Source organism: Mesorhizobium sp. P2_D5, assembly GCF_056404355.1.
This window is the reverse complement of record NZ_JBFUEE010000007.1, coordinates 124614-146819: the sequence shown is the minus strand read 5'-3', so window position 1 is coordinate 146819 and position 22206 is coordinate 124614. Positions and strand designations below refer to the sequence as shown.

At 64.0% G+C, this 22206-nt stretch carries 19 protein-coding genes; 9 read left to right on the top strand and 10 right to left on the bottom strand.

The window, feature by feature from the left end; translation table 11 throughout:
• Positions 1 to 29 precede the first annotated feature (29 nt).
• Positions 30 to 2732, top strand: coding sequence for a spermidine synthase family protein (locus AC1DYW_RS26700; protein WP_477228191.1), 2703 nt, complete (start codon positions 30 to 32; stop codon positions 2730 to 2732).
• Positions 2732 to 3664: a hypothetical protein gene (locus AC1DYW_RS26695; protein ID WP_477228190.1), complete on the top strand. Its 933-nt coding sequence runs from the start codon at positions 2732 to 2734 to the stop codon at positions 3662 to 3664. The genes AC1DYW_RS26700 and AC1DYW_RS26695 overlap by 1 nt, the downstream gene beginning before the upstream one ends.
• Before the next feature lie 7 nt (positions 3665 to 3671).
• On the opposite strand, the gene AC1DYW_RS26690 is transcribed toward AC1DYW_RS26695, so the two are convergent.
• Positions 3672 to 4598, bottom strand: a complete 927-nt coding sequence (locus AC1DYW_RS26690) for a LysR substrate-binding domain-containing protein (RefSeq protein WP_477228189.1) — start codon at positions 4596 to 4598, stop codon at positions 3672 to 3674.
• Between the two features lie 101 nt (positions 4599 to 4699).
• Here AC1DYW_RS26690 and AC1DYW_RS26685 point away from each other — a divergent pair, with 101 nt between their 5' ends.
• A complete protein-coding gene (locus tag AC1DYW_RS26685) occupies positions 4700 to 5905 on the top strand; it encodes a clavaminate synthase family protein (protein WP_477228188.1) in 1206 nt (401 codons plus the stop codon).
• A 16-nt stretch (positions 5906 to 5921) separates the two neighbouring features.
• Here the strand turns inward: AC1DYW_RS26685 and AC1DYW_RS26680 are convergent, their stop codons facing one another.
• Complete coding sequence (locus tag AC1DYW_RS26680; protein ID WP_477228187.1) at positions 5922 to 7178, bottom strand: hypothetical protein; 1257 nt, start codon at positions 7176 to 7178, stop codon at positions 5922 to 5924.
• Positions 7179 to 7331: 153 nt separating this feature from the next.
• Between AC1DYW_RS26680 and AC1DYW_RS26675 the strand changes: the two genes are divergently transcribed.
• Both AC1DYW_RS26675 and AC1DYW_RS26670 read left to right on the top strand, forming a co-directional pair.
• Complete coding sequence (locus AC1DYW_RS26675; RefSeq protein WP_477228186.1) at positions 7332 to 8390, top strand: CapA family protein; 1059 nt, start codon at positions 7332 to 7334, stop codon at positions 8388 to 8390.
• Positions 8391 to 8455: 65 nt separating this feature from the next.
• Positions 8456 to 9427, top strand: coding sequence for a hypothetical protein (locus AC1DYW_RS26670; RefSeq protein WP_477228185.1), 972 nt, complete (start codon positions 8456 to 8458; stop codon positions 9425 to 9427).
• Between the two features lie 14 nt (positions 9428 to 9441).
• Here AC1DYW_RS26670 and AC1DYW_RS26665 read toward each other — a convergent pair whose 3' ends face one another.
• On the bottom strand, positions 9442 to 9936 hold the full coding sequence (locus tag AC1DYW_RS26665) for a YegJ family protein (RefSeq protein WP_477228184.1): 495 nt from the start codon (positions 9934 to 9936) through the stop codon (positions 9442 to 9444).
• A gap of 444 nt (positions 9937 to 10380) precedes the next feature.
• On the opposite strand from AC1DYW_RS26665, the gene AC1DYW_RS26660 reads away from it, so the two are divergent.
• The 3 genes from AC1DYW_RS26660 (at position 10381) to AC1DYW_RS26650 (ending at position 13090) form a co-directional block, all read left to right on the top strand.
• Positions 10381 to 10623, top strand: coding sequence for a DUF1344 domain-containing protein (locus AC1DYW_RS26660; RefSeq protein ID WP_095090895.1), 243 nt, complete (start codon positions 10381 to 10383; stop codon positions 10621 to 10623).
• A gap of 202 nt (positions 10624 to 10825) precedes the next feature.
• Complete coding sequence (locus AC1DYW_RS26655; protein WP_477228183.1) at positions 10826 to 12448, top strand: FAD-binding oxidoreductase; 1623 nt, start codon at positions 10826 to 10828, stop codon at positions 12446 to 12448.
• An 18-nt stretch (positions 12449 to 12466) separates the two neighbouring features.
• Positions 12467 to 13090, top strand: coding sequence for a hypothetical protein (locus AC1DYW_RS26650; RefSeq protein WP_477228182.1), 624 nt, complete (start codon positions 12467 to 12469; stop codon positions 13088 to 13090).
• An 85-nt stretch (positions 13091 to 13175) separates the two neighbouring features.
• On the opposite strand, the gene AC1DYW_RS26645 is transcribed toward AC1DYW_RS26650, so the two are convergent.
• The 4 genes from AC1DYW_RS26645 to AC1DYW_RS26630 all read right to left on the bottom strand — a co-directional run bounded on the left by AC1DYW_RS26645 (position 13176) and on the right by AC1DYW_RS26630 (position 16449).
• Positions 13176 to 13697: a hypothetical protein gene (locus tag AC1DYW_RS26645; protein ID WP_457153642.1), complete on the bottom strand. Its 522-nt coding sequence runs from the start codon at positions 13695 to 13697 to the stop codon at positions 13176 to 13178.
• A 165-nt stretch (positions 13698 to 13862) separates the two neighbouring features.
• A complete protein-coding gene (locus tag AC1DYW_RS26640) occupies positions 13863 to 14861 on the bottom strand; it encodes an alpha/beta fold hydrolase (protein WP_477228181.1) in 999 nt (332 codons plus the stop codon).
• Between the two features lie 15 nt (positions 14862 to 14876).
• A complete protein-coding gene (locus AC1DYW_RS26635) occupies positions 14877 to 16007 on the bottom strand; it encodes a hypothetical protein (protein ID WP_477228180.1) in 1131 nt (376 codons plus the stop codon).
• A 7-nt stretch (positions 16008 to 16014) separates the two neighbouring features.
• Positions 16015 to 16449 carry a DUF4383 domain-containing protein gene (locus AC1DYW_RS26630; protein WP_095792823.1) on the bottom strand — a complete coding sequence of 145 codons (435 nt, stop codon included), beginning with the start codon at positions 16447 to 16449 and terminating at the stop codon, positions 16015 to 16017.
• A gap of 845 nt (positions 16450 to 17294) precedes the next feature.
• Here AC1DYW_RS26630 and AC1DYW_RS26625 point away from each other — a divergent pair.
• Positions 17295 to 18233, top strand: a complete 939-nt coding sequence (locus tag AC1DYW_RS26625; RefSeq protein ID WP_477228179.1) for a diacylglycerol/lipid kinase family protein — start codon at positions 17295 to 17297, stop codon at positions 18231 to 18233.
• An 80-nt stretch (positions 18234 to 18313) separates the two neighbouring features.
• On the opposite strand, the gene AC1DYW_RS26620 is transcribed toward AC1DYW_RS26625, so the two are convergent.
• From AC1DYW_RS26620 to AC1DYW_RS26610, 3 genes are read right to left on the bottom strand one after another with little or no spacing between them, the layout of a single operon-like run.
• Positions 18314 to 19231 carry an NAD(P)-dependent oxidoreductase gene (locus AC1DYW_RS26620; protein ID WP_477228178.1) on the bottom strand — a complete coding sequence of 306 codons (918 nt, stop codon included), beginning with the start codon at positions 19229 to 19231 and terminating at the stop codon, positions 18314 to 18316.
• Positions 19228 to 20442, bottom strand: coding sequence for a mandelate racemase/muconate lactonizing enzyme family protein (locus AC1DYW_RS26615; RefSeq protein ID WP_477228177.1), 1215 nt, complete (start codon positions 20440 to 20442; stop codon positions 19228 to 19230). Before AC1DYW_RS26615 ends, AC1DYW_RS26620 begins: the two co-directional genes overlap by 4 nt.
• Complete coding sequence (locus AC1DYW_RS26610) at positions 20439 to 22055, bottom strand: GMC family oxidoreductase (protein ID WP_477228176.1); 1617 nt, start codon at positions 22053 to 22055, stop codon at positions 20439 to 20441. The genes AC1DYW_RS26615 and AC1DYW_RS26610 overlap by 4 nt, the downstream gene beginning before the upstream one ends.
• Positions 22056 to 22206 lie beyond the last annotated feature (151 nt).

Below are 22206 nucleotides of genomic sequence, written 5' to 3'. Positions count from 1 at the left end.
TTGCTGAACCGCCAGATAAAAAGGCCCGCATGGCAGCCGTCGCACCGATCTCCCGACCAAGCATCGCCTCACTGGAGGCGCCTGGTCTCGCGCATTACCTCGCAATCGGGCTGATTGCCGGCGCCATCATCGCGCTGCAGATATCGGTCATGCGGGTGTTCGCCGTCGGCAGCTGGTCGCATTTCGGTTCCCTGGTGGTCAGCCTCGCCATGCTTGGCTTCTCGCTGTCCAGCGTCGTGATCTTCGCCGGCAAGGACTGGTTCGACAGGCACTGGCAAGGGGCCGCCACGGCGGCGCTGCTGCTGGTCGGCCCGCTTGTCGTCGCCTCCAACCTCGCTGCCCAGACGGTGCCGTTCAACGCCATCTTCCTGGTCTCCGATCCCGAGCAGAAATGGCGGCTGCTGGCCAATTTCCTGCTCTATCTCCTGCCGTTCCTGGCCGGCGCGTTCTTCCTCGGCATCGTCTTCCTGAAAAGCCGCACCGCCTTCAGTCGCGTCTATTTCGCCGACCTCACCGGCTCCGGGCTCGCCGGCCTCGTCGTGCTGGTGTCGATGTATCTGTTTTCGCCTGAAACCATCATCGTCGTGCCGCTGCTGTTGTGGGCCGCCGGTTCGCTGCTGTGGTTCTTCGCCTTCGGCGCCTGGAAGCGTGTTGTCGCCGGCGCGGTTGTCGCGGCGCTGTCGATCGCCGGCTACCTGATGCTGCCCGGCCTGCTCGTCATACCCGACATCGCGGTGTCGCAATACAAGGGCGTCGCCTATGCCCGCAACTTTCCGGACGGCAAGCGCATCTACCGCAGCGTCTCGCCGTTCGGCGACCTGCAGGTCTATGCCAGTTCCTACATGCATTTCGCGCCGGGCCTGAGCGACAATGCCGCCTTCGGCATGCCGGAAGTTCCGGCCAACACCTATGTCGGCATGTATCGCGACGGTGACGGGCCGGAAGGCATCATGCGCAATCTGGCGCCGGCCGAGCAGGTCTATTTCCGCTATCTGCCGATGCACTACCCCTATGTCATCAAGGCGAAGCCCAGGACGTTCGTCGTGCAGTTCGGCGGCGGCATCTCCACCCAGGCCGCGCTCAATGCCGGATCGACCTCGGTGACCGTCGCCGAGAGCAATCCGATGACATTGCGGGCGTTCCGCGACCCGTTGCTGAAGGATGTCACAGGCGACATCCTGGCCGAGCCGCGCCTCAAGGTGATCGACTATGACGGGCGTCTGTTCCTCGCCAACACCGGCGAGCGCTACGACGTCATCGACCTCAGCCTCGCCGACAGTGTCGGCCTGTCCAATCCGGGCGGCTTCGCCATCTCGGAGAAATACGCCTACACGCACGAGGCGATGCTGAGCTACATGCATGCGCTGGCCGATGGCGGCGTGCTGTCGGTGACCCTGTGGAACAAGGAAGAGCCGCCGAAATCGGTGCTGAAGCTCTATTCCACCATCGCCGAGGCGGCCCGGATGTTCGACCGCCAAGGTGCGGCCAATGATATCTTCGCCGTGTCGAGCTATCTCTCGACAACCACGGTGCTGTTCAAGCGCGGCGGCTTCAGCGCGGCGGAAATCAAGACGCTGCGCGACTACACCAAGTCGATGTCGTGGGAAGAGGTCTACTACCCCGGCATGCCTTATGACGGCTCGACGGCGCAGAAAATCCTCGACGACTATCGCGCCTCGATCTTTGGCAGCGGACAGGACGCGACGCTGACCCAGCCCGCCGCGGATGCGACGGCGCCGGCCGACCCGACCGCTCCCAACGCAGCCTGCGACCCGACCGCGCCGGCCGATCCGACCCTCGATGCCTGCGCCGATGCTGGCGGCGATGCCGGCCCCGACGTGCTGCCGGCCACCGCGCTGCAGCGCATGACCTGGCACGCGCTTTTGACGGGCGGCTGGGCGAAGCTTGCCAGCGACTATGTCTTCGACGTGCGTCCGCTGAGCAACGACCAGCCCTACTTCGCCGCTTATGTGAAGGTCGCCGACCTGCCGCTGACGCTGGACCGGCTCGACCTGTTCCAGGACGACTGGGGCTATCTGCTGATCTGGGCGACGCTCGGCATCGCCTGCATCACGGCGGCGTCACTGGTGCTGCTGCCGGTCATCTTCGGCTGGCGGATCGTGTTCTCGCGCTCGCGTGGCAAGCTCGGCACCATCCTTTACTTCGCTTGCCTCGGCCTCGGCTACATCATGGTCGAGGTCGGGCTGATCAGCCGCTTCACCGTGGCGCTCGCCAATCCGACCGTGTCGGCCTCGGTGCTGATCTCATCGATGCTGGTGTTTTCCGGTCTCGGCAGCCTGTTTGCCGAGCGCATCTTCAACCGTGCCCGGACACTGTTGCCTGTCCTGCTGCTGGCGATCTGCGTGCTGCTGCTGGCCTACGGCTTCACTCTGTCGCCCGTGCTCGACTGGATCGGCGCCTATCCTTATGCCGTCCGGCTGCTGCTCTGCTTCCTTCTGGTGTCGCCGCCGGCCTTCCTGATGGGCATGCCGATGGCCACCGCCATGACCTGGCTGGCGCGGCTGGGCAAGGAGCATCTGTTCGTCTGGGCCTGGGGCATCAACGGCTGCTTTTCGGTGATTGGCTCCGCCGCCGTGCCGATCGTCGCCACCAGCTTCGGCCTCGGCGCCGTGCTGCAATGGGCGGCGATCGCCTATCTCGTCGCCATCCCGGCCTTCTTTGCCGTGCTGTTGCCGTCGAAGGCACCAGCCATCCGGCTGGTGACGGCCTGATGCCCGACCGGCGCGCCATCGTCGGAGGACTGCTGGCCGCGGCGGCGTTTCCAGCGTCGGGCGAGGGCGCGCGCTTGCGCAAGGCCATGTCGGCCATCGTGCCGTTCAAGACGTCGCCCTTTCCCTACGGGGGAAAGCTGCCCGATGGATCCGGGCCTTTTCTCGACGTGACGGCCAACGGCCGGCGCGGCCACACCTCGCCGCGTGGTGGCATCTACTGGGAAGACGAGACCTATTCGGACCGCAGCACGCTGCTGGCGGCGCCACGAGGGTTCGATCCGGCTAGGCCGGCGGTCATCGTGGTGTTCTTCCACGGCAATGGCGCCACCTTGCAGCGTGATGTCGTCGGCCGCCAGCGGGTTGTCGCGCAGGTCGAAGCGTCCGGCCTCAACGCCGTGCTGGTGGCGCCGCAATTCGCCAGCAACGCGCAAGACTCGAGCGCCGGCAATTTCTGGACGCCCGGTCACTTCGCGATGTTCATGGCCGAGGCAGCGCAAGGCCTGGGCAAGTTGACCGGCGCCAAGGCGACTAAATTCGACGCTATGCCGGTGGTGCTCGTCGCCTATAGCGGCGGCTACAATCCCGCCGCCTTCGTGCTCAGGAATGGCGACATCGGCGATCGTCTGCTCGGCGTCATCCTGCTCGACGCCGTGTTCGACGAGGCCGACATTTTCGCCAGCTGGGCCGGGCGCCACAGGAAGGGCTTCTTCGTCAGCGCCTATGGCAAATCTTCCGCCTCCGGCAATGCGCAAATCAGACAGTTGCTGGCGGGCCAGGGCATCGACGCCAGTTCGGATCCGCCGCGCCGCCTCGAAGCCGGCACCGTCGCCTTGCTCGCCTCGGACGCCGCCCACGACAGTTTCGTCACCCGCGCCTTCGTCGCCAATCCATTGCAATGGTTGCTCGGCCGGCTGCACGGATTTGCGCGTTAAGTCGGGCTCACGCGGGCAGGGCGCCATCGATGCCGATATCGGCAATTGCTGCCAGTTCGACGGCGACGGCTGCGGCGCGGCGCGCCTTCGGGCTATGCTGCGGCCAGACGAGGCGGCGCCTGATCATCAACGCCGGCACATCCCTTGCAATCTCGATGAGATGGCCGGGATCGAGATGACGCCGCAGCACCAATTCGCTGGCCAGCAATGCGCCCATGCCGGCAATCGCCGCCTGTGCCGCGACGATCGTTAGCCCAAAACGTGGGCCCTGGTCGATGTCTTTCCGTTGCTGGCCGGCGGCGTTGAACCAGTCGCGCCAGGCCGGGTAGACGTCGTCGCCCATCGTCGGATCGATGTGCAACAGCGGCATGCTGTCCAGCACCTCGGCCGCATCCGGCCTGATATGGCCGCGAACCAATGCAGGCGCGCAGGCTGGGATCACCCGTTCGGTGAACAGGTCGAGCGATGCGAGATCCGGTGTTGCGCTCTTGCGATAGCTGATGGCGAGGTCGACACCTTCCTCCAGCATGGTATCGAGCGCAACGGACGCAACGATGCGCACGTCGAGCTTGCCCAGCGCCGCGCGCACTCTGCTAAGGTGGGGCGCGAGCCAGAGCGAGGCGAAGGACGGATCTGCTGAGATGGTGAAGGTCTCGGCCCGTCGTTCGAAGCGCAGCCGCCGCATGCCGGAGGCCAGCGCGTCAAAACCGCGGTCGATGTCGGGCAGGGCGGCCTCGGCGGCGCGGGTCAGCACGACGCCGTTGCCTTCGCGCCGCACCAGTTTGACGCCCAGCCGCTCCTCCAACTGCCGGATCTGATGGCCGATGGCGCCTGGAGTGACGCCCAGCTCCTCGGCAGCGCGCGTCAGGCTACCAGCCCTGGCGGCGGCGAGTAGCGCCCGCAAGGCGGATAGGGGAAGATCCCGGAGTGTCATGGATTGAGTTTAACTCAAAAGTCAGCGAAGGGAACTCGTTTGAATCACTGTTTTCAGGGATCTAAGATCGTTTAAGAAATTCAATCGTGGGGACCGCTGCAATGCTTGACACGCCAAAGCACCCATCAAGGCATTCAACTTCGACCGCGCCGATCCGCGCCATGCGTGCCGAAGGCCAGCGCGTCGTCGTCGACCTGGCGGACGGCCGAACTGGAAAGCTTTCGACGCGCTGGCTGCGGCTGGCTTGCGAATGCGATGACTGTGGCAACACTGCCTCCGGCAAGAGATGGCTGACACCGGCCGATATTGCCGCAAGCGTTCGAGCCAGCTCAATCAATGTCACGGCGGGCGAGGTGGGTGTCGTCTGGGATGATGGCCATGTCTCGCACTACGGAGCTGAATTCCTGGCAGGCGATGCCGGCGCTGGCTCAGGCCCGCCCCGGTTCCAGCCGCAATTGTGGAGCAGCGACCTGACCGCGCGGCTTGGCCGCTTTTCATTCGACGCGGTTGTCGAGGACGACGAGATGCTGTTCCATTCGCTGCGGGCGTTAAGCGATCACGGCATCGCGATGCTGACCGGGGTTCCCGCAGAAACGGAAGCGACGGCGCGGGTCGCCGGCCGCTACGGGCCGATCCGCGAGACCAGCTACGGCAAGGTGTTCGACCTGATCTCGCGGCCGGATGCGCGGGTGGCGGGAGAGACGGCTCGGGCGCAGATCCCGCATACGGACGAGCCGTTCCGTTATGCGCCGCCGGGCTTCATCTTCTTCCACGCCATCCGCACCGGTGCGGGCAGCGGCGGCACCTCCCTGATGGTTGACGGCTTCCATGTTGCCGCGCTGATGCGGACGCAGACGCCGGAACTGTTCGATCTGTTGACGCGGCACGGCGTCACCTTTCATCGCGAGCATGCGGGCGAGGTGTTCTTCAGTGCCGAGGCACATGTCATCAGCCTCGATGCAACCGGGGTCGTCACCGGCGTCCGCTACAACGACCGCTGCCTGGCGCCACAGACGGCCTCAGAGGATGAAATCGATGGCGTGATCGAGGCGCTGGCCGAACTGACGCGGCTGATCTGCGATCCGCAAAACCAGTTCCAGCACCAGCTGCAGCCGGGCGAGGTGCTGGTCTTCGACAATCAGCGTGTCATGCATGGCCGCAGCGCCTTCGATCCGACGCTGGCGGTGCGGCATCTCAGAAGCTGCAACATCGACCGCGACGGCGTGCACAGCGCGTTTCGCACGCTGGCCCGCCGGTTTACGCCTGAAGAGGCCGAGACGGTGCTCTATCAGGGCGCGATTTTCTAGCGTCCTGCCGTTGCCCTTAGTTGAACCACAGGGCAAAAGTCAGAAAACCGCTACCGCCGAACTGGCGCTGGATCTGGTTGAATTCGTCGCTGGTCAGGATCTTGCCGCTTTCGAGATAGGGCGCGATGGCCGGGCCGGTGATCGACAGCACCAGGTCGAAGGGTTTTGGCTCGTCGAAGAAGCGCTTCATGTTGATGCCCTTGCCGGTGATGCGGAAATGCGGCAGCAGCAAGCGGCCTTCCAGGAGATCCTCGGCCATGGTCAAGGTGGCGAGCCAGGCCTCGACCTGTTCTTCGCCGACTTCAAGGCCGGTGAGCGGGTTCTCACCCTTCTGCTGCGGTCCCGGCAGCCATTCGCGGTCGTTGTCGGTCTCGGCGCGGATCGCCTTCCAGTCCTCGCGCGACAGCCGGATCATTTCGAGCAGGTGGCGACGCGCCGCTTGCCGGCGCTCGGGTTCGACAACCGGCCAGTTGACCAGATGCACCAGCGAGATGAAATCGGCGATGCGCCATTCCGACGTGAAGATGCTGCTGCCCATGTCGCTGCTCGGCGGCACGAGAATGTCCTGCAACGGCAGTTTGGCGCGCGGGAACAGCATGTGGAATGAGCCGTCGAAGGTGCTCCTGAAATCATGCGCCAGCCAGAAATCGGCCTGCGCCATCAGGAATTCGGCATAGCCCTGCAGCCAATAGCCGTCGGCGCGGTCGAAGCGGAAGGTGAGCGCGGGTACTGCTCCGTCCGGTGCGCTGCCGCCGCGCGACAGCGAGGCCATGATGGCGGCCATGCTCTCATCTGGCGTGATCGCGCCGTCCTCGTTGAGGTCGATGCCGACATGGGTGAGATCGAGCACCATGCCGATATCGGCATCGGCCGGGACCGAACCCAGCGTGGCGGCGGATTTCTCCAGCCGGTCGCGGAAGCCGACCAGGATGGCGCGGAACTGTTCATAGGTCAGCGGCTCGGGGTTGGGATTGTCCGGCACCGGCAGCCGCATCAATGGCAGCATGAAGGATTGCGGGCTTTCGAAACCATGGCGGTGCAGGCCACTGGCCAGCAGTTCCAGCGCGGTGAAGAACTCGCCGGCGCCGGCCGCGTAGGCTGACGCCGGATCTTTTGGCGCGGCGGCCTCCAGCGTCGACAGGGCGGTGTCGCGCGCCGCCACGGTCTTGGCCTCGAACAAGGCGGTTGCCGCTTCGGGCATGGCGGCGCGCGCGGACGACAACGGCACCAGCAGAATGAAAGCGGATGCCAGCAGGCTTGCTGTTCGTGTCATCTTTTCCCCCATGCGTTGGTCGCGTCGGCGAACATACACGCATTTGCAGTGCCGCGCCTCTCAGCGCCGAGGCGCAGACGCACGATTGTCGACGGATGCGCTTCAACCCTCGAGCCCGACGGTCTAGACAGGGGCAAACGATTGGGCTTGGGCGTGTCGAACTATCCGCTTTCCTACAAACTGTCGTGGCTTCCGCGCTTTCTGAAGCCCTCGCTCGGCGGTGATGCCAATGGTTTCGCGCCGATGGCCGCGACGATGTTGACTCCGCCGCCGAAGCGGGCGGTGCGGCTCGCCTTCATCGGCGACATCTCGGCGGTGGCCAACCGCGGCGCGCCGGACTGCGATCCGGCGATCAAGGCGTTGCTCGGCGCTGCCGACCTGGTGATCGGCAATTGCGAAAGCCCGATCGTGGACGGACCAAATGCGGTGCTCGGGACCAAACTCGGTACGCATCACGCGATGAGCGAACGCTTTCTGGTCGAGACGTTGGCGGCCGTTGGCATCGCACACGAAAGGCTCGTGCTGTCGCTGGCCAACAATCATGTACTCGACCAGGGCGTCGCCGGTTTCGACGCGACGGTGGCGGCGCTGAAGCGGCTGGGCATCCGCAGCATCGGCCTGGCAGCCAATGGTGCGTTGGTGCCTGTCACCGTCGGCCCGCTGACATTCGGCTTCGCGGCCTTCACGCTGTGGCGCAACGCCGATGAAAACCTGTTCGCTGGCCGCGTGTCGATGGATAGCGATCCGGCGCACTGGCCGCGCGAAGCCGTCGATCTTCTCTGCGCGGTGCCGCACTGGGATTGGGAGTTCCGGCATTTTCCGCGCGCCAAGACGCAGGCGCTGGCCAGGCGGCTGGCCGGGCAGGGCGTCGGGCTGATCGCCGGCCATCATGCCCATGTAGTACAACCGGTGGACCGCATCGACCGGACGCTCGTCGCCTATGGGCTCGGCGATTTCCTCGGCACGGCCCTTGCCCGCCAGCCATGGCCGGGGCGCATTGGAGGCATATTCATCGTCGATGTCAGTGCCGATGCCGGCACGCGCGGCGCGATCGCGTCTTACCAGTTGCATCCCTTTGTGCGGCTGCGCGCCGGTGATCATGAGCGGCTGCTGTCAGTCGAAGGGTTGAAGGGGCGGATGCACAACAAGGTCAAAGGCCGGCTGGGGGCAATTTTTCCTTCCCCTAGAAGCGAGGACGGGGGCACCGCCTAACCGTCTGGCGGCCCCGGTAAAACCGACTATCATGCGCCGGCAGCGGCAGGCTTGCGGGGGTGGCGATGGAAACAGCGGATTTCATGCCGAGCGAGGCGGTCACGGCCGGCATCCGGAAAGACATCGAGACCTATGAGGCGGCGAGGGCTTCGGCGGTTCGGCAGGTGCGCTGGCGGGTGCCGCTGTTCGTCGGCCTGGTGCTGGTGTTCGTGGTGCTGGTCGCCTGGCTGTTCAACAAGGTCGCCGACCCCAACGAGCAATGGTTCTCGACGCCGCATGTGTTTCTTTATGTCATCGGCTTCGCGGCTTCGATCCTGCTCTACTTCCAGGCCATGAAACCGGCGACGCGGCTGCAGCAATCGTTCCGCGAGACGCTGCTGCCGATCATCTTCGGCTTCATCGCGGACATGCGTTACCAGCATGGGGGGAGGCCGAACTCCTTCGACCGGCTGCCGCGCGAGGCGGTCGGGCCCTTCAACCGGCAGTCGTTCGACGATGTCGTTTCGGGCCGCTACGAAGAGTTTCCGTTCGAGCTTTACGAAGCAGAATTGCGGGAAGGGTCTGGCAAGGGTTCATCGACAGCCTTCAAGGGTGTCATCGTCGCTTTCGAAGCGATCGAGCCGTTCCCGGGAATATTGGTGGCGACGCGGCGGACCAATGCGGTCGTCGGATTCTTCCGCGGCATGTTCGCCAGCAAGATGCAGGACTTGTCGTCCGGTGTGCCCGAACTCGACGCCGCCTATGAATTCCGCACCGACAACATCGAGGCGGCGCGGCCGCTGGTGACCGGCCGGCTGGCGCAGGCGCTGAAATGGCTTGGCGAAACCTGGCCGGACGATCCGGCCCGCGTCGCGCTCAACGGCAGCGACGGTTTCCTGCTGCTGCCGCAGACGAAGAATTTCTTCGAGCTGCCAGCTATCTCGGTGCCGCTCGACTATTCCAGGCATGTCGCGCCGATGATCGCCGACATGGGCGCCATGCTGGCGACGGCAGCGCTGGTGCGCAAGATCGGCGCGAGGGATGGGGAGACGGGTTAGTCAGGTGACGCGCGTCAGCAGTCGAAGCCATAGTTCTGGCGGTAATAGTCGACGTCTTCCTTCGACATGGTCTTAAACAACACACAGACGGTGAAGCTGCCGACTTGACGGCCGTTTCTGGTGTAGCCCCAGTCGGAAATATCTTCCCGGGTGAATTCGAGTTCCTGGCCGGCTACGACGTTGTGCACGCTCTGTGGCTCGTTCGCCAACGTACCTGCAAATCCGGTTGCGGTGCGGTGGAAGGGTATGATCCAGAAATGTTCCGCGGCGTCTCCGTCCCTGAACTCGACCTTCAATTTGAAGTCTGATGTCAAAGGTGGGGGAGCCTCCGACAATGTCAGGAATTCATCCAGGCCTGCGCGAGCCTGCGCTATGGCCGCCGCCATATCCGGATCGTCCCTGGGGACGCTGACAACTTTGTCGCCGCCCTGATTAGAATTTTGCGCCTCGGCCAATCCCGGAGCAAACGCCAGCATCAGGAATATCATGGTCCGGACTGCAAGCTTCATGGACGGTCCCCTTCATCGCGACGGTCGACACCATCCTGCATCCATTCCGGGTTTGCAACCAGAACGCGAGTTCCATCCGTTTTTGGGTCGGTTTCAACTGATCCATGAAACAAAAATTGTACCGATGACCGCTCAGCAATCTGTTTCGTGATGCCGCTGGAGGTGGATTGCGGCGGCTGCGTGGTGATCGAAAGCCGCCCGCCACAATCGGCCAAGTGACTCTTTTCGTGGAAAGAAGTGCACTTGCTGGAGGGGACCGAAGCGGCCGGCAGTTGCATCGACGGCAGGCAATGTGTCGGAATTAAGCCTATGATATCGTTTGCGAAATTTCACTCAACGTGATTTGCGGAGGGCGCACTTTCCGGTCCAGTTTCGGGCCGTTCGGTGCTGTCGCTTCTCAAGCTGGCAGCCCCGGAAAACCGAAACAGCACGGAGTGCTTACCGATGAAGAAGACCCTCGCAACCACCGCCGCCCTGCTCGCCTTCCTCGGCACGGCCTATGCCGCGACCGTTCAGGGCACCATCCAGTCGGTCGATCCGACGACCAAGTCGATCACCCTCGACGACGGCAAGATCTACCAGCTGTCCCCGGAAGCGGCGGTCGGCAAACTGAAGGTCGGCGCCAAGGTGGCGGTGACGGTCGATGACAAGACCGGCATGGTGACGTCGATCAAGAAGTCTTCGTAAGCCCAATCTTTGATGGGTACGGCGCTGTCCCTCATCGCCAGGCAGGCGGATGAGGGGCAGCGCAACTCTTCGAGATCACCTTTGTGACGCCTGAACCTCATTGCTGGCCGCCTTGATGCCGTAACGGCGCCTCGGCTCCGCCATGCACCGCTATGGTTTTTGTCAAAGAGCCGCGCTATCCCTTGGCCAACGGGGGATATCCATGGCCGAGGAACAAGAAGGGTTTCGCCTGTCGCGGCGATTGCTGCTGGGTGCGGCCGTCTTCGGCGGCGCGGTGCTGTGGGGCGGCACCACTGTGGCGCGGCTGGCACGAGGGCCTTCGGGACCGAAGAACGCCGGACGCATCGCCGATGTCGACGGCATCGCACTGCCGCTGAAGCCGATTGCCAGCCCGCCGGCCTTCGATCCTTCGCTGCCCTGGTCGGCAAAAGGCGGCGACATCAACGATGCCAGCGGCCTGTCGAAGACGCCGGTCTATGGCGTGGTCGAGGTCAGCGAGGAAGACCACATCGCCAAGGCGCTGGCCTTCGCGCGCGCCAACGGGCTGAAAATCTCGCTGGCCGCCATCCGCCACTCGATGGGCGGGCACGCCTTCGACGACAACGCGCTGGTGCTCGATCTCAGAAAGTTCAACAAGGTCACCGTCGATGCCGCGGCCAAGACCATGACCCTGCAGCCGGGCGCGCGCTGGCACGATATCCAGAACCTTTTGCATCCGCGCTTCGCGGTGAAGGCGATGCAGTCGACCGACATCTTCTCGGTCGGCGGCTCGCTGTCGGTCAACGCGCATGGCATGGACCATCAGGCGGGTTCAGTTGCCGGCTCGATCCGCTCGATGCGGGTGATGTTGGCCGATGGTTCGGTGACGACCTGCTCGCCGACCGCGAACACCGACCTGTTCCGCCACGTCGTCGGCGGCTACGGCTTGTTCGGCGTGGTGCTGGAGGCGACGCTCGATATCGTCGACAACACAGTCTACCGCACCTCGCGCGAGATCATCAAATCGGACGATTTCCCGAAATTCTTTGCCGACGTGCTGGAGCCGAACAAGGAGATCGGCCTGTTCTACGGCCATCTGTCGACGGCGCCGGGCAATTTCCTCGAGGACATGATCGTCTATCGCTACGACAAGGTGGCCGACCAGCCGCCGGCCGACCAGCCTGAGATCGGCGAGCCGGGTTCGGTGGGGCTGAAGCGGGTGCTCATCAATCTGGCGAAATGGGGCAGCCTGTTCCAGGAGCTGAAATGGTTCACCGAAAAGACACTGGAACCGAAATTCGAAAGCTGCACGGTGGCGCGCACTTCAGCCATGGCCGAAGGCGAGGCCTGTCTCGTCACACGCAATAACCCGATGCACGATTCGGTGCCCTATTTGTTCAACGACCTGATGGATGAGACCGACATCCTGCACGAATATTTCATCCCGCGCGCCGCCTACATCGAGTTCATTTCGGAAGCGCGCGAAATCCTGCGCAACCAGCCGCTGCCGGTGCTCAATGCCTCGGTGCGCATCGTCCACAAGGAGGATGTTGCACTGACCTACGCGCCGGAGCCGGCCTATTCGCTGGTGCTCTACATCAACCAGCCGACCGATGCCGACCGCAATGCGAAAATGCGGGCGCTGACGCGGGCGCTGATCGATGTGACGATCAGGCATGGCGGGCGGTTCTTCCTGCCCTATCAGCTGCATTACACCGCCAGGGAATTGCTGGCCTCCTATCCCGAATTGCCGGCCTTCCTGGCGGCGAAGCGGCAATATGACCCGACGGAACTGTTTGCCTCGACCTTCTACCGTGCCATCAAGGCGCTGAGCGGGGTGGTATAGACGTCAGGAGAACAACCAATGCGGATGGTATCAGCGGCGGCACTCACCCTCATCGCGCTGTGTGCTGGACCGGCCGGAGCCGAGGATCTCAAGGCTTTCAAGCTGACGATCGACGGCGTGACGGTCGATATCGATCCGGGCGAGAGCACAGATGTGACGCTGCCCGGCGGCAAACAGAGCAAGGTGACGCTCGAGCGCAACGACTTCGCCACCTTTTCCGGCGGCAGTTTCTCCTTCGTCCATCCGAGCGACATCTCGGTGACCAAGACCGATCTCGGCGAGAACATCACGCAGTATCTGATGGCGTCGGCGCTGGGCACGATCGTCGTCGTGCAGGAATACGGCAAGATGAATCCGGTGTCGCTCAACCAGCTGATGCTGCAGGAAATGACCAAGGAATCGGTGCAGGCTGGTGCGAAGCTGACGCAGGAGCCGACAACGCGCAAGCTCGCCGACGGCAAGGAACTGACCGGCATTCTCGCCAAGGTGAAGACACGCACCGACACCGCCGATTTCGAGATCGTCGGCTTCGGACTTGCCGATCAGGGGTTGTTGTTCATCACCCGCGTCGCCGGCGAGGATGCGGCCACCGAAAAGCCGCTGATCGACAAGTTCTGGCAGAGCCTGAAGGTCAAGCTGTAGGGGCGTTGTTTCGGCGCGATCCCCTGAGGTAAAGCGCCATGCGCTCTTCCCGGGAAAACCGCTTCACACTAGCCCTGGAGTTGCTCTACAGGCCCTTCGGCACCAGTCCGGCCAGCCAGTTGGCCGACCGCTTCGCCGCATCGGCGGTCGCCGACACGGCGCGGCCAAGATCGGTCTTGACCACGGCGTAGCCGTTCTTCGTGCGATAGAGCACGCCGGTTCCGCCATCGACCACTTGTTCATAGGCGACGGGCCGGGCGGCCTCCGCTTCCACGGCCGTCGTCGGCGCGCCGACAGGAACACTCGGTCGGCGGCTCAATTCCGGCGGCAGCGGGCTTTCGGTTTCAACGACCCTGCTGGCGGGCGTCAGGTCCGGGCGCGACGCGGTCGCGGCCAGTTGCGAGGAGGACGACGAGCCTTTCGCGCGGCAGATGCCGGAGATGAGCGGATAGTTGAAATTGCGCTCGTGCAGCATCTGGCTCTTCATCGCCGCTTCGCATTCGGCGATCGTCGACCACTTGGCCGGCGTCTCGCCGATATATTCGCAAAGCTTGGCGTCGCAGTCGCAGCCGACAATGGTCATGGCGACAAGGGCGGTCTTGATCACGGTCTTGTCCCTTCGAGATGCCCCCCGGCAGCCCATTTCGGTGCATGTCGCGGTCCCAAACCCGGTTTCCGCTTTTGGGCGAGGTGCAACAATCCATCGCGCGTGAACAAGGCGGGATTTGGCCTCGATTGTGGAATGAGCGTGGCGAAGCGCCGAACGGTCGATCTATCGAGCGGCCGGCGCGATTCGTTTGAGGAAATTCGCGATCAGCCGTACCACATCGTGCGGACGTTCGACCTGCGGGATGTGGTTGACGCCATCGAGAACCGCCAGTTCGGCGTGCGGAAACAACGCGGCAATCTCTTCACCCTGTGCCAGGGGCGTGGTCGTATCGTCTCGCCCCCAGACGACGAGGACGGGCGGCGTGAAGACGCGATAGTTCGCGGGGTTGGCGGCAAGGGATTTTCGTTCGTCGTTGAACAGGCCGTTGAACAGCCAATGGCCGACTGCATCGGTGGTGCCTTCGACATTGAGGGGCCGCGCGTAGATAGCGATGCGTTCAGCGGTGACTAGGTCGTCGTTCTCGATGAACGAGCGCAGACCCGGTCCGACCATCAGCGGATTGGTGAAGGTCGAGGCAGTGAGCAGGTCGCGAGGCCATCGCAGGTTCAGGAGAGCGGCAAATGGCATTGTCGGCGCCTCGGTCCGGCCGAGGCCAAGTGCCACGTCGAGCAGGATCAGAGCGTCGATGCGGTCCGGAGCCTCGAAGGCGGCTTCGATCACCCCACCGCCGCCATAGGAGTGGACGCCGACACTGAAATGGCGCAGGCCGAGCGCGTCGGCGAAACCGAGGACGCGTTTTGCGTGGGCAGCGCGCGAATAGTCCTGGTCGACCGGTCTTTGCGAATAGCCAAAGGGAGGCATGTCGGGCGCTATGACGCGAAAGCCCTGTTCTCCCAATGGCGCGGCGATATCGCGGTAGGTCTCCGCCCAGGAGGCCGTGCCGTGGAACAGCAGCAGCGGCGGCCCGTCCTGCGGTCCCCAGACCTGGTAGTGGATCTTCAGGCCATCGACGGTGGCAAACAGCGCTCCCGTCGGCGCGGCCTCCTCGGGTGACAGGTTCTCCCGCAGCGCCGCCGCGCCGCGAAAGCCGACAAGCGTGACCACAATGAGCGCGACCAGCGTGAGCGCAAGCCAGCCGACGATGCGGATCAGTCTGCGCATTGCCAGGCTATCGTCTCAATAGTCATAGACGTGTTCGAGCCTGGCGCCTGACTTGATCAGAGCCGGCAGCACGAGATGCAATTTGCGCACGGCGACGGTCAGCCCGGTTCGGCGCGTCGCCGGGTCGGCCGGCAGCGGATAGCTGAACAGGATGCGGATGCCTTCGGGCACAGCGATCGAGTCGGTCGAAAGCACGGTGACCATGATCTCGTCATTGCCACCGATTTCGACGAAGGAGACGCCCTTGTCGATCAGGCGCGGAATCATCTCGGTAAAAACCTGGTAGCGCTTGGTGACGAAGACAGCGCCGTCGGCGCCGTAGTCGCGCTCCAGCAAGGTATCGGGCTCGTTGCGCGTCGCTTCGCCGACCGGCCCTTTGGCCCAGACATGGATGTCGAGGAAGGCGGGTGGGGATGTGGCCGCGAGTGCCTGCTTGATCAGGTCGGCGTAGCCCTGCTTGATGGTGTCGGCAAGGCCGAAGGCAAGCTTGCGTTCGCTGGTGCGGATGGAACTGTCGCCTGGCGCCGGCTGCACGGCAAACAGGCCGGCGCGCTTCTGCGCATAGGGAAATTGATACCACGGCACCTGGTCGAGGAAAGCGGCATAGTCGGCCGCCACCTTGGCCTGATAGATGTCGGCGGCGGTGCGCTTGCCGGCGGTCGCCTCGGTTACGCGACCGACCGTGTTCTCATAGGCCCATTGCAGGATGTGTTCGATGCTGTGGCTGGTGCCGATGATGACCAGCATCTGGTGGTTGGCGAAGTTGAAATTGTAGGCAGAGCTGGCGCGGATCACCATGGCGTAGTCCTGCCAGAAGCGACCGACATAGGACCAATAGGGAAAGCCGCTCGGCTGGTTCTTGTCGACGAAGCCGGCATACTCGCGCGCGGCGTAGACGATCGCCCATTCCGGGTAGGTGAGGAAGGTCGATTCCTCCGGCCGCTTATAGCCGGGGATTTCGGCGCGAACCTTGTCGGCCAGCGCCTTGGGCGGCGCGCCGTCGGCAATGCCGGGCAGCGGCGCCTTGTCGAGTGACGACGTCGTCAGGAAGCCATAGCTCAGCCCGACGACCGGGATCAGGACGACGATGACGATCAGCCACAGGATCGCCTTGACGATGCGCTTCAGCCAGCGAAACAGGAACATTGCCGGATCAGGCCGTGGCGAAGTGGTCGTGTATGCGCTTCGACAGCCAGAAGCCGACATAGACGGCGAAGCCGCCAATGACGATATGCGGCAGGTTGGCGAAGAAGCGGGCGGGGAATTCGATGTCGTTGAGGGAGCGGAAGCCGTTGATGAAGATGCCGGCATCGAGGCAGCCCGAACCGGTGATCAGGCCAAGCACGCCGTCGAACAGATAGACCGAGCCGAACAGCTTGAAATAGAACACCGCCTGGCGATGCGAGATGAAGGCGGCGGCCAGCGCCCAGACGCCGGAGAAGGCGTGCAGCAGGTCATCATACCATTGCAGCGAGAACAGGCCGAACAGATTGCCGTTGGCATCGTTGAACGCCGGTATGTAGCCGATGGCAACGACGGCGAAGAACAGGAACGCATAGGCAACGGCAAGCTTCTGGATCAACGTCATGAAGTATCCCCCTTCAGGGAGCCCATTCGCTAACGCTACTCTGCCGGACGACTGACGCGGTTTTCTGCGCTTCCGATGCTCACGGACCCAAATGTCCGCTGCGCTTCGGTTCTCGAAACCCACGCCATGCGCCTCTGCAGAGCGCGTTATCAAACGGACTCCGACGACGCCGGACGTTAGCTGATTTTAGAACCGGTTGCAGCCATATCCGGAAACAGCGTAAAAATTGTAGGGGATAGCCAAAAAACGACAGTCGGCGCCGGGATCTCTCCCAGCGCCTCCCTGTCAGATCAGGACACGGTCGCGGCAGCAACTTCCCTAAAGTCGTCGCGCCATGCCGGCCTTGATTTTGACGGTCCTGCCAGCCCGCCACCCGAGAGCAGCGCCCGTTCGGGACCACGCCGGTCTCCGCCCTTGCGGGCTTTGCCCTGCGCACCATCGAAGGTTTTTGCCGTCCTTCATGGCAGCATCGGTCCGCCGTCGGCGTTGGCACGCTTTCCGCGGCCCCGTAGGTCTCGGCATCCGTCCCTCCAACAGGCAAGCCTGCTCTCGCTCAGGGCCGTACGGGCCTCAGGAAATCCGCCTTTCACTTCGCCTTTCGGCTGGACGATCGGTAGCCGCCTGAGATGGGTTCAATGTACGCCGGGTAAGTGGTCGGCGACACTGCGGCAGGCCTGTGGATAGCGGGATTATCGGGGATCAAGCAAGGACAACGGATTTTCCGGTCCGCCATGACGGGCGGCAGCGGTGGACATTCGCCCTTGCCCTGTCGGCGGGCGCGGGTTTCAATGCCGGCAAAGGATTCGAGGCGCCGGGCGCCTTGATGTCCTTGCGGGAGGGTGTGCTTGAAAGTCGGAGTGGTCCTCAATCCGATTGCCGGTGGCGGCCGGTTGAAACGGCATTGGCCGGAGGTCGCCGCGTCGCTGAAAAAGCATTTCGGCGAATTCGAGCTGCGCGAGACGCAGGCCGAAGGTGACGCCGAAAGGCTGGCGCTCGATCTCGCGGCAAACGGTTTCGACCTGGTGATCGCGGCCGGCGGTGATGGCACTGCCAGCGAGGTGGCCGACGGGCTGCTGCAGGCGTCCAAGGAAGGCCGCAGGACAACCGAGCTTGGCCTCTTGCCGTGCGGGACCGGCATCGATTTCGCGCGCGGGCTCGGCCTGCCGCGCGAGGTTGATGCGGTGCTGAAGCGGCTCGCCGAGACCAAGCCTCGGAAAGTCGATGCCGGGCGCATTTGCTACATCGACGACCATGGCGCGCTGGCGAGCCGGCATTTCATCAACATCGCCAGCCTCGGCCTGTCGGGCGCCACCGACCGCGCCGTCAACGCCGACAAGCGCAAGGGCAAGATGTCGGCCAGGTCGCTGTTCCTGTGGCGCACCGTGGTCGAATTCATCCGCTACCGCTTCCAGCATGTCAGGATCACGGTCGACGACGGCACGCCGGTCGAGGCGCGCATGGCGCTGGTGGCGGTCGCCAACGGCAAGTTCTTCGGCGGTGGCATGATGATCGCGCCGGATGCGGAACTGGCCGACGGGCAGTTCGACATCGTCATCCTGCGCGCGGCCGGCAAGCTGAAGCTGATCTGGGATATCCGGCTGCTCTATGGCGGCCGGCACCGCAACCATCCCGCGATCACCATCCTGCGCGGCCGGAAAGTGGTGGTCGAGCCGCTCGGCGATGTCGAGACGAACGGCGCGATGGTCGACATCGATGGCGAGTCGCCGGGACGCATACCGGCGACCTTCGAGATCCTGCCCGGCGCGCTGACGCTCAGATATTGAATCAAGTCGTTAACAGATCGATTCAGGTGAGTTCGGAGATGGGTCCAACCAACTGAAATCGCTTGATTTCTTGCCTGGTGTCAGACTTCGAGCTTGGCTGGAAACCCGGGCGCGCGCAGGTCAGTGCCAACGGCATCTTCCAGCAGTTTGACGATCTGGGTCGACCACGCGGCGCCGCCATAGGCAGCCTTGCCTTGCTCAAAAATCGCGTTGACCCGCGTGGCAAGCTCAAGCGGCACGCCAGACTGTTCGCCCATGGCGAGCGCGAAGCCGAGATCCTTCAGCGCCAGGTCCATGGTAAAGCCGATGTCGTAGGAGCCGTTGAGAATGAGCTGGCTTTCGGTCTCATGGACGAAGCTGTTGCCGGAGGAGGCGACGATGGCGTGGTAGGATTGGGCGAGGTCGAGCCCGCCTTGCCTGGCCAGCATCAAGGCCTCGCCGGCGGCGACAAGATGGATGAAGGCGAGCATGTTGGTGATCACCTTGATCACCGCCGCCGAACCGACCGGACCCATGAGGAACGACTTCGCGCACATCGCTTCGATGGCCGGGCGATGGCGCGCATAGAGTGCCGCATCGCCACCGACCAGTGCGGTGATTTTTCCGACCGCCGCCAGATGCACGCCGCCGGTGACCGGGCATTCCAACGTCTCGATGCCCTTGGCCGAGGCGAGGGCGGCCAGACGCACGATCTCGTCGCGGCCGTTGGTCGACATCTCGATCCAGGTGCCGCCTTCGGGCAGGCCCTCGAGCAAGCCGCCTGGACCGGCCAACACCGCTTCGCTGACTTTGGGCGAGGGCAGGCAGGTTACCGCATTGCCGGCTCGCGAGGCGGCCTCGGCGGGACTGTTGGCGGCGGTGGCGCCCAGCGCAACGAGGCGCTCGACAGCAGCGGGCTCGCGGTCGAAGACGGTGACCGCGAAGCCGTTGCGGATCAGGCTGGCGGCAAGATTGCCGCCGAGATGGCCAAGGCCGATGAAGGCGTAGCTTTCGCTCACGGCATCAGCGGCGTCTGCATCATCTGCAGATGCAATTCCTTGCCGGTGTAGGGATGCGCATCGCAGACCGCTTCGTTGAGTTCGACACCGAGGCCGGGCTCCTTCGACGGGATGACATTGCCGTCCTGCCACTCGATCTTCTTCGTGAGCAGCGTCGCGTGGAACCCATCCCACTGCTTCAGCGATTCTAGGATGAGGAAGTTGGGCAGCGTCACCGCCAGCTGGATGTTGGCAGCACCGACGATCGGCCCGCAATAGCAGTGCGGGGCGACCTGGATGTGGTAAGCCTCGGCCATGGCGGCGATCTTCTTGGTTTCGAGGATGCCGCCCGAGCGGCCGAGGTCGGGCTGCAGGATGGTCGCGGCGCGGTTCTCGATGACGCGGGCGAATTCGAACTTGGTCGTCAGCCGCTCGCCGGTGGCGATCGGGATCGACGTGCCTCGCGCCACCTGCGCCATCACTTCAGGCATGTCGGGCGGCACCGGCTCCTCGAACCACAGCGGATCATAGGGTTCGATGGCGCGGGCCATGCGCAGCGCGCCGGAGGCGGTGAATTGGCCGTGGGTGCCGAACAGGATGTCGGCGCGGGTGCCGACCGCCTCGCGGATCGCCTTGATCATGCGGGTGGAGACATCGATGTCGACGAGACGCGGCTGATGGCCGTCAAAGGCAGTGTAGGGACCGGCCGGGTCGAGCTTAACGGCGTTGAAGCCCTGCTCGACATATTCGAGCGCGCAGGCAGCCGCCATCTCGGGGTCGTTGTAGACGTTCCTGCCGTCCGGAGCGTCCTCCGAATGGACGCTGCCGGTGTGCGGGTAGAGATAGGTGTAGGAGCGCAGCGTCTCGTGCACCTGGCCGCCGAGCAGTTTGTAGACCGGCTTGTTGGCCTCCTTGCCGACGATGTCCCAGCAGGCCATTTCCAGCGCCGAGAAGCACCCCATGCCAGACACGTCCGGGCGCTGGGTGAAGCCGGAGGAATAGGCGCGGCGGAAGAAGTTCTCGATGTCGTGCGGATCGCGGCCGATCAAATAGCGCTCGGCCATATCCTCGACCATCTTCGCCGTGACATGGGCGGAGAAGGTGGCGTTGTAAGCCTCGCCATAGCCGACGACACCGCCATCGGTGGTCAGCTTGACGAAGATGAAATACTTGCCGCCGATGCCGGGCGGCGGGTTGCCGACAACCCAGGTCTTGACGTCGGTGATTTTCATTTTTGGTCCTCCAGAACCAGTTCGGCGCCCTTCCAACCGGTCATGATCGAGGCGGCGTTGGTGTTGCCGGTGATGTTGTCGGGAAAGATCGAGGCGTCGATGACACGCAAGCCCTCGATACCGTGCACCTTGAGGCGCGGATCGACCACGGCGCGGGAGGGATCAGGCCCCATGCGGCAGGTCGACACCGGATGATAGACGGTGCCCGAGCGCTTCCGGAAATCCTGGATCAGATCGGCGTCTGAAGTGATCGACGGCCCCGGCAGGACCTCTTCCTCGATGATCTCGGCCATTGCCGGCATCGAGGCGATCTTGCGCACGAACTTCACCGCGTCGAGCATCTCGGCGACATCGGCCTCGGTAGAATAGGCATTGGCCGATATCCTGGGATAGTCGCGCGGATTGCTGGAACGGATCATGATCTCGCCGCGGCTCGACGGACGGCAATTGGACAGGCCGATGGAAAAGCCCGGCCACGGGTCGGGTGTCAGGATCGGACGCTCGCCGCTTTTGGGAATGACGGTCGAGAAGGCCTGGAAATAGAGCTGCATGTTGGGGCGGGTCGCCGCCGGGTCGGTGCGGAAGAAGCCACCGGCATTGTTCATCGACAGCGACAGCGGGCCGGAGCGCGTCAGGATGTATTGCATGCCGACCAGGAGCTTGCCCCACCATGGACGCAGCGTCTGGTTGAGCGTCGGCAGCCTGCCCTTGAAGGTGTAGTTGATGCCGACATGGTCCTGCAGATGCGCGCCGACATTCTCGTTGGCATGGACGACGGCGATGCCAAGCCCCTTGAGCAGCGCCGAGGGGCCGACGCCGGACAGCTGCAGCAATTGCGGCGAGTTGACCGAACCGCCCGACAGGATGACCTCACGCCCGGCACGCGCCGTCTTCGTCTCGCCGTTCTGGAGATATTCGACGCCGACGGCGCGCCTGCCTTCGAACAGCACTCTGGTCGCCTGCGCGTTCATCTCGACGCGGACGTTGGCGCGCTTCATCGCCGGGCGCAGGAAAGCGCGCGCCGCCGACATGCGGCGGCCGTTCCTGGTCGAGATCTGGTACACGCCAACGCCTTCCTGGGCAGCACCGTTGAAATCCGGGTTAAGCGGCAGGCCGGCCTGCTGGCCGGCGGCGAGATAGCGCTTGGTCAGCGGGTGGACGGCGTCCGAACAATCGGTGACATGCAGCGGGCCGCCGACACCGCGCCATGCGTCGGCGCCGGCCTGGTTGTCCTCCAGCGCCTTGAAGGCGGGCAAGATATCGTCATAGCCCCAGCCTGGGTTGCCGGCGGCTGCCCAGGCATCGAAATCTTCGCGCGCGCCCCGGATCCAGACCATGGCATTGATCGAGCTCGAGCCGCCGAGCAGCTTGCCGCGCGGCCAGTGGTCGGCGTTGCCCGCTAAGCCAGGGTCCGGCTCGGCCTTGTAGTTCCAGTTCACCGCCGGATCGAAGAAGGTCTTGCCGTAGCCGAGCGGCATCTGCACGTAGAAGCGGCGGTCGGTGCCGCCGGCTTCCAGCACCAGCACGGAAAAGCGGCCGGAGGCCGACAGTTTGTCGGCCAGGACCGAGCCGGCCGAGCCGGAGCCGACGATGATGAAGTCATAGGTCTGCATGATTGGTGGGCGGCTCCGGAAATCTGGCCACAGCCTAGACGCGGCGGGTCGGCCGCGTCGCCGCGCCTTCCGGCATCGGTTGTGAAAAAAGCGACCGGGATGCCAGGTCGAGTTGCGGGGAATCCCGACAATCGCGCTTGATATGCATGGG

What these genes read in the sequence shown, in the direction of transcription:
- AC1DYW_RS26665 (WP_477228184.1), bottom strand. Translation starts at nt 9,936, where the DNA reads ATGAAGCTTGCAGTCCGGACCATGATATTCCTGATGCTGGCGTTTGCT.
- AC1DYW_RS26630 (WP_095792823.1), bottom strand. Translation starts at nt 16,449, where the DNA reads ATGACGTTGATCCAGAAGCTTGCCGTTGCCTATGCGTTCCTGTTCTTC.
- AC1DYW_RS26685 (WP_477228188.1), top strand. Translation starts at nt 4,700, where the DNA reads ATGCTTGACACGCCAAAGCACCCATCAAGGCATTCAACTTCGACCGCG.
- AC1DYW_RS26695 (WP_477228190.1), top strand. Translation starts at nt 2,732, where the DNA reads ATGCCCGACCGGCGCGCCATCGTCGGAGGACTGCTGGCCGCGGCGGCG.
- AC1DYW_RS26660 (WP_095090895.1), top strand. Translation starts at nt 10,381, where the DNA reads ATGAAGAAGACCCTCGCAACCACCGCCGCCCTGCTCGCCTTCCTCGGC.
- AC1DYW_RS26635 (WP_477228180.1), bottom strand. Translation starts at nt 16,007, where the DNA reads ATGTTCCTGTTTCGCTGGCTGAAGCGCATCGTCAAGGCGATCCTGTGG.
- AC1DYW_RS26650 (WP_477228182.1), top strand. Translation starts at nt 12,467, where the DNA reads ATGCGGATGGTATCAGCGGCGGCACTCACCCTCATCGCGCTGTGTGCT.
- AC1DYW_RS26640 (WP_477228181.1), bottom strand. Translation starts at nt 14,861, where the DNA reads ATGCGCAGACTGATCCGCATCGTCGGCTGGCTTGCGCTCACGCTGGTC.
- AC1DYW_RS26615 (WP_477228177.1), bottom strand. Translation starts at nt 20,442, where the DNA reads ATGAAAATCACCGACGTCAAGACCTGGGTTGTCGGCAACCCGCCGCCC.
- AC1DYW_RS26610 (WP_477228176.1), bottom strand. Translation starts at nt 22,055, where the DNA reads ATGCAGACCTATGACTTCATCATCGTCGGCTCCGGCTCGGCCGGCTCG.
- AC1DYW_RS26655 (WP_477228183.1), top strand. Translation starts at nt 10,826, where the DNA reads ATGGCCGAGGAACAAGAAGGGTTTCGCCTGTCGCGGCGATTGCTGCTG.
- AC1DYW_RS26670 (WP_477228185.1), top strand. Translation starts at nt 8,456, where the DNA reads ATGGAAACAGCGGATTTCATGCCGAGCGAGGCGGTCACGGCCGGCATC.
- AC1DYW_RS26680 (WP_477228187.1), bottom strand. Translation starts at nt 7,178, where the DNA reads ATGACACGAACAGCAAGCCTGCTGGCATCCGCTTTCATTCTGCTGGTG.
- AC1DYW_RS26690 (WP_477228189.1), bottom strand. Translation starts at nt 4,598, where the DNA reads ATGACACTCCGGGATCTTCCCCTATCCGCCTTGCGGGCGCTACTCGCC.
- AC1DYW_RS26700 (WP_477228191.1), top strand. Translation starts at nt 30, where the DNA reads ATGGCAGCCGTCGCACCGATCTCCCGACCAAGCATCGCCTCACTGGAG.